General features: G+C 71.4%; 11 protein-coding genes and 1 tRNA gene. 6 read left to right on the top strand and 6 right to left on the bottom strand.

The features are described from left to right. The 4 genes from VGD70_RS27450 to VGD70_RS27435 all read right to left on the bottom strand — a co-directional run. A partial coding sequence (locus VGD70_RS27450) for a hypothetical protein (RefSeq protein WP_331086305.1) occupies positions 1-1,308 on the bottom strand: 1,308 nt, incomplete at its 3' end. Between the two features lie 81 nt (positions 1,309-1,389). Further along, positions 1,390-1,998 carry a hypothetical protein gene (locus VGD70_RS27445; protein WP_331086303.1) on the bottom strand — a complete coding sequence of 203 codons (609 nt, stop codon included), beginning with the start codon at positions 1,996-1,998 and terminating at the stop codon, positions 1,390-1,392. Between the two features lie 22 nt (positions 1,999-2,020). Continuing rightward, positions 2,021-2,476 (bottom strand): RidA family protein, encoded by a 456-nt coding sequence (locus VGD70_RS27440; protein ID WP_331086301.1) that lies wholly within the window; start codon positions 2,474-2,476, stop codon positions 2,021-2,023. A 1-nt stretch (position 2,477) separates the two neighbouring features. Next, on the bottom strand, positions 2,478-2,636 hold the full coding sequence (locus VGD70_RS27435) for a hypothetical protein (RefSeq protein ID WP_331086299.1): 159 nt from the start codon (positions 2,634-2,636) through the stop codon (positions 2,478-2,480). Positions 2,637-2,687: 51 nt separating this feature from the next. Between VGD70_RS27435 and VGD70_RS27430 the strand changes: the two genes are divergently transcribed. From VGD70_RS27430 to VGD70_RS27420, 3 genes are read left to right on the top strand one after another with little or no spacing between them, the layout of a single operon-like run. Continuing rightward, a complete protein-coding gene (locus VGD70_RS27430) occupies positions 2,688-2,939 on the top strand; it encodes a hypothetical protein (RefSeq protein ID WP_331086297.1) in 252 nt (83 codons plus the stop codon). 45 nt (positions 2,940-2,984) lie between these two features. Then, positions 2,985-3,989 carry an ArsA-related P-loop ATPase gene (locus VGD70_RS27425; RefSeq protein ID WP_331086295.1) on the top strand — a complete coding sequence of 335 codons (1,005 nt, stop codon included), beginning with the start codon at positions 2,985-2,987 and terminating at the stop codon, positions 3,987-3,989. Then, positions 3,986-5,107, top strand: coding sequence for an ArsA family ATPase (locus tag VGD70_RS27420; RefSeq protein WP_331086293.1), 1,122 nt, complete (start codon positions 3,986-3,988; stop codon positions 5,105-5,107). The genes VGD70_RS27425 and VGD70_RS27420 overlap by 4 nt, the downstream gene beginning before the upstream one ends. 10 nt (positions 5,108-5,117) lie before the next feature. On the opposite strand, the gene VGD70_RS27415 is transcribed toward VGD70_RS27420, so the two are convergent. Further along, positions 5,118-5,423 (bottom strand): WhiB family transcriptional regulator, encoded by a 306-nt coding sequence (locus tag VGD70_RS27415; RefSeq protein WP_331086291.1) that lies wholly within the window; start codon positions 5,421-5,423, stop codon positions 5,118-5,120. A gap of 227 nt (positions 5,424-5,650) precedes the next feature. On the opposite strand from VGD70_RS27415, the gene VGD70_RS27410 reads away from it, so the two are divergent. Further along, positions 5,651-8,158, top strand: coding sequence for a penicillin-binding protein (locus VGD70_RS27410; RefSeq protein ID WP_331086289.1), 2,508 nt, complete (start codon positions 5,651-5,653; stop codon positions 8,156-8,158). A gap of 101 nt (positions 8,159-8,259) precedes the next feature. Here VGD70_RS27410 and VGD70_RS27405 read toward each other — a convergent pair whose 3' ends face one another. Beyond that, the gene (locus VGD70_RS27405; protein WP_331086287.1) at positions 8,260-8,730 is read right to left on the bottom strand and encodes a GatB/YqeY domain-containing protein; all 471 of its coding nucleotides are present in this window, start codon (positions 8,728-8,730) and stop codon (positions 8,260-8,262) included. A 57-nt stretch (positions 8,731-8,787) separates the two neighbouring features. Here VGD70_RS27405 and VGD70_RS27400 point away from each other — a divergent pair, with 57 nt between their 5' ends. Together VGD70_RS27400 and VGD70_RS27395 are read left to right on the top strand one after the other, a co-directional pair. Then, positions 8,788-9,753 carry a metallophosphoesterase gene (locus tag VGD70_RS27400; protein ID WP_331086285.1) on the top strand — a complete coding sequence of 322 codons (966 nt, stop codon included), beginning with the start codon at positions 8,788-8,790 and terminating at the stop codon, positions 9,751-9,753. 16 nt (positions 9,754-9,769) lie between these two features. Continuing rightward, a tRNA-Pro gene (locus VGD70_RS27395) sits at positions 9,770-9,846 on the top strand. The last annotated feature ends 113 nt before the right edge of the window (positions 9,847-9,959 follow it).

Here is a 9,959-nt window from a genome sequence, read left to right as displayed (position 1 = left end):
GCGGGCCGAGTCGAACGGGGCGCCCGGCTTGCCGTGCCGGCCGGACCGGTCGATCCGCCACGACCCGGACGAGCTGCTGGGCTGGTCCTTCTCCCGGCGCGCCAGCTCGTCCTGCAGCTCGCGCAGCAGGTTGCGCTCCTGGGTGTTCAGGATCTCGTCGACGAACGCGGCCGAGTGGCTGTCCGGCGACCCGGGCGGCGCGGCCGGGGGCTCCGGCGGGCTCGCCGGCACCAGCCGCGGCCGCGACGGCGGCTCTCCGTTGGCCCTGCGCCGCGGCGAGGGCGTCGAGTTGGTCGGCGTCTCCATGCTCAGCGCCGACGCGGGCTGCGCCGGCTGGACGGGCGACGCGGGCGGCGCCGGTGTCTCGTCGATCGGGGTGAACACCGACTGGGCCGGCTCGGCGCGCGACACCGGCGACGGCCTCGGGGCCGGTGGCGCCGCGCCGGCCTGCGGCAGCTCGATCGGCGGCGGCAGGGTGTGGTGCTGCGGCTCCGCCCCGAACTGCGTGTCACCAGCGAACGGCGACGGCGAGGGAGCCGGCGCGGGGGCCGGCGACGGGGCCGGCGCTGGAGCTGGGGCCGGAGCCGGCGGCGGGGCGGGTGGCGCCGGCTCAGCGACGAAAGGGCGCGCGGGCTCCACCGCCCGCGGTGCCTCGAACGGCTCGGCCCGGACGGGCTCGACGGCGTTCATCGACGGGCGGCTGCCCGGCTCCTGCCCGGCGAAGGGGACCTGGCGCGCGCACCGCATGGCCTCCTGGTGGTACCCGGTCGGCTGGTTGCCGTCGACCATGACCTCCACCGACGCCCGGATCCCGGCGCGGCGCAGCGCGTACTCCACGCGGTAGGCGGTGGCCGGCGCGAACCCGCCCGGGCCCACCCCGACCAGCACGATCCGGTGCGGCACCGGCCCGGACACCGGACCCGCCGGCGTCAGCCGCCACACGCACCACACCGACCGCACGTCCGGCAGCACGTCGAGGACCGGCTTGATCGCCTCGGAGACGCCGCGGTCCGGCTCACGGCCCTCGACCGCGCCGACCGCGAACCGGTGCCGGCCCAGCGACACGCCGTCCCGCACGATGACCCGGTCGATGACCGACGGGTCGAGGTAGGTGTCCGCGAACAATGCCTCGAGCTCGCGGTGCTGCACACCGGTCAGCACGACTCCGCCCGCCGCGAGGCAGCCGGCGACGAACTCCAGCGAGCGGTCCAGCTCGGCGGACGCGAGCATCTGGCGCGCGTCGCCCAGTGCGTCGTCGTCCAGCCGGCCGGCAAGGCTCAGCAGGAGATCATGGATCCTGATCGGCAACGCAACGCCTGGCCGTCCCCGCGAGACCTGGGTCACGGTCGCTCCTTCCGCTCGTCTGGCATCGAGCAGCGAGGGAGCCCGCTAGACCCGCTGCGCGACCATCCCGGGGAGCAACGGCTCGGCCGCCGCGAGCGCCGCCTGGTGGTAAGGCGGGAGGTCGATGCCCTCCGGCATCACCTCGACACCCGGCTCGTGCGTGCCCAGCGCCCGCAGCACCCGCTGCAGCTCCCCGGTCAATCGAGCGCAGCCGGCTTTCGCCGTAACGAGCACTATCCGGGTGGACGGTCCCAGCCCGGAGCGGTGTCGTCGCCAACTCCCACGCACGTCGACCAGCTCGGGCCGACCATGAAGGACCGCCCCGAGCACTACTGCTTCAGAGTCCCCCATGTTCACCCGTTCGGGCGACTCCGATGTGAATGTGTAGTCGACTTCGTCGATTTGGTCCACCCACGGAACGGCGTGTAGTCGTCCGGCATCCGCTCCGGCGTCCAACAATGCGGCGTTGAGCAGCAGAGACTCACGCGCTGTGATCGCCACCCGTTCTCTGAGCAATGTCAGCGGTAGTGCCCTGGCGAGCGCATCGAGCGCCCCGCCGGCCAGCCAGTCGCGCAGTCTCCACAGCTGCCGGTCCGGCAGCCGGCCGGCGAGCCGGAGCAGCAGCTCGTGGCACGGGTCTTCCATGTCGGGCATTGCGGCCTCCCTGCGGGGTTGGTCAGGACACCTCGACGATCAGCTCGACCTCGACCGGCACGCCCAGCGGCAGCTCGGCGACACCGACCGCGGAGCGCGCGTGCTTGCCCGCGTCCCCGAAGATCTCGCCGAGCAGCTCGGACGCGCCGTTGACGACCGCCGGCTGGCCGGTGAAGCCCTCGGCGGACGCGACGAACCCGACGACCTTGACGACCCGGACGATCGCGTCGACACCGACGAGGTCGTGCACCGCGGCGAGGGCGTTCAGCGCGCAGGTCCGGGCGTGGCCCTTGGCCTCCTCCGGGCTGATCTCCCGGCCGACCTTGCCGGTGGCCGCGATCGCGCCGTCGACGAACGGCACCTGGCCCGCGGTGTAGACGAGGTTGCCGGTACGCACGGCCGGGACGTAGGCGCCGGCGGGCGCGGGCACGCCGGGCAGCTCGATACCCAGCTCACCGAGCTTGTCGCGCCACGTCACCTCAGGCACCCTTCGGCCGCTTGAGGTAGGCCACCATCTGCTCGCCGGTGGGTCCGGGCAGCACGGTGACCAGCTCCCAGCCGTCCTCGCCCCACTGGTCGAGGATCTGCTTGGTCGCGTGGATCAGCAGCGGCACGGTGGCGTACTCCCACTTCGTCATGCCGGGGACTGTAACCGGCCCTGCCATGCCCGGGGTCGGTACGGTGGCTCGGTGCAAGCGTGGCGAGTGATCGCGACCGTCGTGCTGGCGGTCGCCGGGTTCGTGCTGGTGCTGCTCACCATGGCCAAGACCCGCGACCGCAGGGAGGCCACCAGCGGCACCGTCGCGCTGGCCGGCGCGATCAGCTTCACGATCCTCGTCGTGCTGTGCGTCCTCACGCTCACCGTGCTCGCGCCGCTGGCCACCTGGATCGTGGTGGGCGTCGTGGCGGCGGCCGTGACCGTGATGCTGCTCGCTAGTTGACCGCCTCTTCGGCGCGGTCCCGAACAGTCCACTTACCCTGAACTCGTGGGCACTTCAGCAGCGACGTGGACCGGGCAGGTCTCCCGGGCGCGCCTGCACGTGGTCACCGGCAAGGGCGGCACCGGCAAGACCACCGTCGCCGCCGCGCTGGCGCTCGCGCTGGCCACCGGCGGGCGCCGGGTGCTGCTGATCGAGGTCGAGGGCCGGCAGGGCATCGCCCAGCTCTTCGACACCCAGCCGCTGCCCTACGCGGAGAAGCGGATCGCGTCCGCGCCCGGGGGCGGCGAGGTCCGCGCGCTGCACGTGGACGCCGAGGCCGCGCTGCTCGAGTACTTCGCCATGTTCTACAACCTGGGCTTCGCCGGCCGGACGCTGCGCCGGATGGGGGCCGTCGAGTTCGCCACCACGCTCGCCCCCGGCCTGCGCGACGTGCTGCTCACCGGCAAGGTCAAGGAGACCGTCGGCCGCACCGACGAGCACGGCCGGCACATGTACGACGCGGTCGTGCTCGACGCGCCGCCCACCGGCCGGATCGTGAAGTTCCTCGACGTCACCAAGGCCATGGCCGACCTCGCCAAGGTCGGGCCGATCAAGGGCCAGAGCGACGGCGTCGTGCGGCTGCTGCACTCCCAGGACACCGCCGTGCACCTGGTCACGCTGCTCGAGGAGATGCCGGTCCGGGAGACCATCGAGGCCGTCGCCGACCTGAGTGCGGCGGACCTGCGGCCCGGCGCGGTGATCGTCAACCGGGTCCGGCCGCCCCGGCTGCCGGCCCGCTCCGTCACCCGGGCCGCGGGCGGGCGGGTCGACGCCTCCCGGGTGCGCGCGGGCCTCACCAGCGCGGGCCTGGACCTCACGCCGGAGGACATCGACGGGCTGGTCGAGGAGACCGTCGAGCACGCCATCCGGGTCCTCGCCGAGCAGAGCGCCCGCGACCAGCTCGCCGACATCGACCTGCCGGCCCTCGAGCTGCCGGACGTCAACGAGGGCATCGACACCGCGGCGCTCTACGAGCTGGCCGAGGCCCTGGTGGAGCAGGGAGTGCGATGACGGCTCTCGACGTCGACAGACTCATCGACAACCCGGACATCCACGTCATCGTGTGCTGCGGCTCCGGCGGCGTCGGCAAGACCACGACCGCCGCCGCCATCGCGGTGCGCGCGGCCGAGCGCGGGCGCAAGACCGTGGTGCTCACCATCGACCCGGCACGCCGGCTCGCCCAGGCGCTGGGCCTGCGCGAGCTGGGCAACACCCCCAAGGACGTCGAGGTCGACGGCTTCGAGCCGGACGGCCAGCTCTCCGCGATGATGCTCGACATGCGCCGCACCTTCGACGACATGGTGCTCGCGCACGCGGGCGAGAAGCGGGCCCAGGAGGTGCTCGCCAACCCGTTCTACAAGACGATCTCCAGCTCGTTCTCCGGCACCCAGGAGTACATGGCGATGGAGAAGCTGGGCCAGCTCGCCGGCGAGGGCCGCTGGGACCTGATCATCGTCGACACCCCGCCGAGCCGCTCCGCGCTGGACTTCCTCGACGCGCCGCAGCGGATGTCGAGCGCGCTGGACGGGCGGATGATCCGGCTGCTGTCCGGCCCGGCGCGCACCGGCGGCTGGGGCGTGCGCAAGGTCGTCGGCGCGGGGATCATGCTGTTCGCGAAGGCCGTGTCGACCATCGTCGGCGGGCAGCTGCTGGCCGACGCGTCGGCGTTCGTGCAGGCCTTCGACAGCATGTTCGGCGGGTTCAAGCAGCGTGCCCGCAAGACCTACGAGCTGCTGCGCTCGGACGGCACCGCGTTCGTCGTGGTCGCCACGCCCGAGCCGGACGCGCTGCGGGAGGCCAGCTACTTCGTGGAACGGCTGGCCACCGAGGAGATGCCGCTGTCCGGCCTGGTGATCAACCGGACGCATCCGGTGCTCACCAAGCTGCCCGCGGCACGCGCCACCGCCGCCGCGGACAACCTCGAGCGCACCGGCGACGCGCCGCTGGCCACCGCGGTGCTGCGGCTGCACGCCGACCGGGTGGCCGTGCACACCCGGGAGCGGCGGCTGCTGGCCCGGTTCACCAAGGCGCACCCGTCGGTGTCGGTGGTCAGCGTCCCGGCCATGCCCTCCGACGTGCACGACCTGGTGGGCCTGCGCAGCATCGGCGAGCGGCTGGCCGGGAGCTGACCCGCACGGTCTAGCCGACCCGGACGTCCTCGTCCTCGTCGGAGTGGTTGCGCTTGGCGGTCTCCAGCAGCTCCAGCCAGGAGGTGACCTCCGGCCGGCGGCGCAGCAACGCACGCCGCTCGCGCTCGGTCATCCCGCCCCAGACCCCGAACTCGATCCGGTTGTCCAGTGCCTCGGCAAGGCACTCGGTGCGCACCGGACACGCGATACACACCAGCTTGGCCTTGCGCTGTTCCTTGCCCCGGACGAACAAACCGTCCGGGTCCTGCTCACGGCATGACGCGTTGACTCGCCAGTCCGACTGCTCGATGTCCATAACCCCCGCCCCTAGCGTCGTCGCGACCCACTACCCCGGTCCCCCTCTAGCAGCCGGGGTGCCTACGGCCCGGGAATTTCCCGCTCCGGTCGGCATGTCGTTGAGACGTTGACGGACTCTAGGGCCACCCGGTTCCCATCTGAATAACGGGGGCTACAGCTGTTACAGAATGTCAATAACTCGGTTGGGTAACGAGCGCGTGATCCGGGCCCGCGTACCCTGGGCGCGTGCGAGTCGGAGACGGTCTGCTGAAGCTGCTTGGTCTGTGCCTCCTGGCCGGTGTTCTCATGGCCGGCATGTTGTTCCCCGTGGTGGGAGCGTTGGGGGTGGTGTCCAATCGGGCCAGTGACACCATCGACAGTGTCTCGGCCGATCTCGTGGCCACGGATCCCCCGTTGATCAGCACGATCACGGATTCCCAGGGCAAGCCGATCGCCTATCTCTACGACCAGTACCGGGTGCCGGTCCGCCCCGACCAGATCTCGCCGGAGATGAAGGCGGCGCTGATCTCGGTGGAGGACCGCCGGTTCTACGAGCACCACGGCGTGGACTGGAAGGGCACCGTCCGCGCGTTGATCAGCAACCAGACCGGTGAGAACGTGCAGGGCGCGTCGACGCTCACCCAGCAGTACGTCAAGAACTATTTGATCAACGTCGTGTACCGGGACCAGATCGGCAGCACCGACGAGGCCGACCCGGCCAAGAAGATCGAGCGCGAGCGGGCCCAGGAGCAGACGGTCACCCGGAAGCTCCGCGAGGCCCGGCTCGCCATCCAGCTCGAGCAGTCGATGAGCAAGGAAGAGATCCTCACCGGCTATCTCAACGTCGTCGAGTTCACCGACCGGGTGTTCGGCGTCGGCGCCGCGGCGCAGGCGTACTTCAAGACCACCTCCGACCGGCTCACCGTGGCGCAGTCGGCGCTGCTCGCCGGCATGGTCAACAACCCGAGCCTCTACAACCCGTGGCGCCGGCCGAAGCAGACGCTGGAGCGGCGCAACTTCGTGATCGACAAGATGGTCGAGACGCACAGCCTGCCGCGCGAGGACGCGGAGGTGGCGAAGAAGGAGCCGCTCGGCATCGTGCCCGAGCCGCTGAAGCCGCGCGCGAACTGTGTGGGCGCCGGTCCGGACTACGGCTTCTTCTGCCAGTACGTCGAGGACTACCTGATGAAGATCGGGTTCACCGAGGACCAGCTCTACACCGGTGGCTACACGATCAAGACCACGTTCGACGCGAACGCCACCCGCATCGCCAAGCGGGCCGCGGAGAACCAGGTTCCCAAGAACACCCCGGGCATCAACAACGCGATGGCGATCGTGCGGCCGGGCAAGCAGCGGCACGAGGTCACCGCGCTGGTGTCCAACCGGGACTACGGGCTCAACGTCGGCGCCGGCCAGACCACCATCGCCTACCCGTACGGCGTGCAGAACAAGTTCGGCGCCGGCTCCATCTACAAGATCTTCACCTCGGCCGCCTTCCTGGAGAAGGGCGGCGGCATCAACAACGTCATCCAGACGCCGTCGTCGCACGTGTCGAAGGTCTTCAAGGGTGGCGGGGAGAGCTGCCCGTCCACCGGCGAGCCCGACACGCGCTGGTACTGCGTGAAGAACGCCGGTAAGTACGGCTCGAACATGACGCTGCAGAAGGCGCTCGCCACCTCGCCGAACACGGGCTTCGTGATCCTCGAGGAGCGGGTCGGCATGGACGCGGTGGTCGACATGGCGAGCCGCCTCGGCCTGCGCGAGACCATGGCCACCAACCTCAGCGGCGTCAAGCCGGATCCCAAGGCGAAGCGGCAGGAGGAACGGCTCTCCCAGACCCAGTTCTTCCGGAGCAAGCCCAACAGCCCGGGCAACGCGGCGTTCACCCTCGGCCCCGCCCCGCTGTCCACTTTGGAGCTCGCCAACGTCGGCGCCACGCTGATGAGCGGCGGCGTGTGGTGCCCGCCGACGCCGCTGGTCGAGGTGCTGGACCGCAACGGCAAGAAGGTCAACTACAGCGAGCAGCCGTGCGAGCAGGCGGTGTCCGAGCCGCTGGCGAACACGCTCGTCACCGGTATGTCCAAGGACGACACCGAGGGCACCGCGGCCACCGCCGCCCGCCAGTTCGGCTGGACCCGGCCGATGCTCGGCAAGACCGGCACCACCCAGCAGTACAAGTCGGCCGGCTTCGTCGGCGCCACGCCGCAGCTGGCCGGCGCGGTGCTCACGTTCAACGACGGCCGGACGCCGGAGGGCATCTGCGACTCCACGCCGCCCCGGCTGTGCGGTGTGGACGGCGGAAACATCTACGGCGGCAAGGTCCCGGCCCGCACGTGGTTCGACGCGATGACGCAGATCCACGGCGACGCGCAGGTCAAGCCGCTGCCGCCGGTGGACAAGCGGTACGTCGACGGTGGGCCGAACAGCCAGGTGCCGGACGTCGTGGGGCTCTCCGAGAACGACGCCACGGCGCGGCTGCGGCAGGCCGGGTACAAGGTCGACATCCGGGAGATCAACTCGGCGCAGCAGAAGGGCACCGTGGTCAGCCAGTCGCCGCGAGGCAGCGCGCTGCCCCACGAGACGATCACGCTGCGGGTGAGCACCGGGTACGTCCCGCCGCCGCAGACCTCCGACGTGCCGCCGTCCAGCTCGCCGCCGAGCAGCGGCGGTGGAGGCGGCGGCAACGGAGGCAACGGCGGTGGGGGCGGCGGCCGACCACCGGGTGGTGGCCGCACCCCGGGCGGACCCGGCTGACCCTCACGTCCGCCTGACCGACTGAAACGGGCGGCGTCCCGGCCATGAGCCGGAACGCCGCCCGTTCGTCGTCTCGTGGTCGACGTCGGCGTGTTTCCCCGTCAGCCCTGGAGCTTGGCGCGCACCACGGCGGCGACCCGGCCACCCTCGGCGCGGCCGGCGATCTTCGCGTTGGCGGCCTTCATGACCTGGCCCATCTGCCGCTGCCCCGGCGCGGCGCCCAGCTGCCCGGTGACCTCCGCGACCGCCTCGGTGACGAGCGTCTCGAGCTCGTCGTCGGCGAGCTGCTCAGGCAGGTAGCCGGTGAGCACCGCGGCCTCGTCCTGCTCGGCCTGGGCCCGCTCGTCCCGGCCGGCCCCGGCGAACGCCTCGGCGGCCTCCTTGCGCTTCTTGACCTCGCGCGTGAGGACCTTCTGGACCTCGGCGTCGGACAGCTCGCGGGCGACGTCGCCGGCGACCTCCTCGGTGGTCACCGCGGCGAGCGCCATACGCAGCGCGGCCATCCGGGTCGTCTCGCGAGCCTTGATCGCCGTCGAGAGGTCCGCCTGCAACCGTGCCTTGAGCTCAGCCATGGATCGCACCCTACTGGCCGTTACCGATCACGCGGTGCACGCATCTAGGCTCGGGGGGTGGGCACTCTGGCGCGAAACATCGGCCGGGCGGCGCTCGGCGCCACCGCGGTCGGCACGGCGACCGTCGCGTACGCGGCGGGCATCGAACGCACGCACTGGACACTGCGGCAGGCGACGCTGCCGGTGCTCTCCGAGGGTGCGCGGCCGTTGCGGGTCCTGCACATCTCCGACCTGCACATGATGCCCAACCAGCGGTCGAAGCAGCGCTGGGTCGCCGCGCTCGCGGAGCTCGACCCGGACCTGGTCGTCAACACGGGTGACAACCTGGCGCACAAGGCCGCCGTGCCGTCCGTGTTGCGCGCACTCGGCCCGTTGCTCGACCGCCCCGGCGTGTTCGTGTTCGGCAGCAACGACTACTACGCGCCACGACCCAAGAACCCCGCGCGCTACCTGATCAAGTCCAAGCGCCGGGTGCACGGCATCCCGCTGCCCTGGCGTGATCTTCGAGCGGCCCTCGTGGAGCGCGGCTGGCAGGACCTCACGCACGTCCGCCGCCTGCTGTCCGTCGAGGGCCAGACCATCGCCGTGGCTGGCGTCGACGACCCCCACCTGCACCGCGATCGATATGTGGACATAGCCGGCCGCCCCAACAGAGCCGCGACACTGCGCCTCGGCGTCACCCACTCGCCGGAGCCGCGCGTGCTGGACGCGTTCGCCGAGGACGGCTACGACCTGGTGCTGGCCGGCCACACCCACGGCGGCCAGCTCCGCGTACCCGGCTACGGCGCGATAGTGACGAACTGCGAACTGGACCGCTCCCGAGCCCGCGGCGCGTCGCGGTGGGGCGCCCACATGTGGCTGCACGTGTCCGCCGGCCTCGGCACGTCCCCCTACGCCCCGGTCCGCTTCGCGTGCCCGCCCGAGGCCAGCCTGCTGACCCTCGTACCCCGCCCGACCGGCACAAACACCCCCGACAACGCCCAACAAGCCGCCCGATTCGGAGCCGACGCAGACGTCAGCTAGACTTCGCGCAGACCTTCGGGGTGTGGCGCAGCTTGGTAGCGCGCTTCGTTCGGGACGAAGAAGTCGCAGGTTCAAATCCTGTCACCCCGACCAATCTGGGCCATCCTTGTCTGCGGAAAGCGCAGACTGGGATTGGTCGTCATCAGCCCTGGGGGGCGACCCCCCAGACCCCCACGGTGCGAGCTCCTTTCGACCCGGCGCTGGGC

It is taken from the genome of Actinophytocola sp. (assembly GCF_036402745.1).
In the GTDB taxonomy this organism is placed as follows: Bacteria; Actinomycetota; Actinomycetes; order Mycobacteriales; family Pseudonocardiaceae; genus Actinophytocola.
The sequence above is the reverse complement of the archived record's forward strand: the minus strand, read 5'-3'. Positions and strand labels throughout refer to the sequence as shown.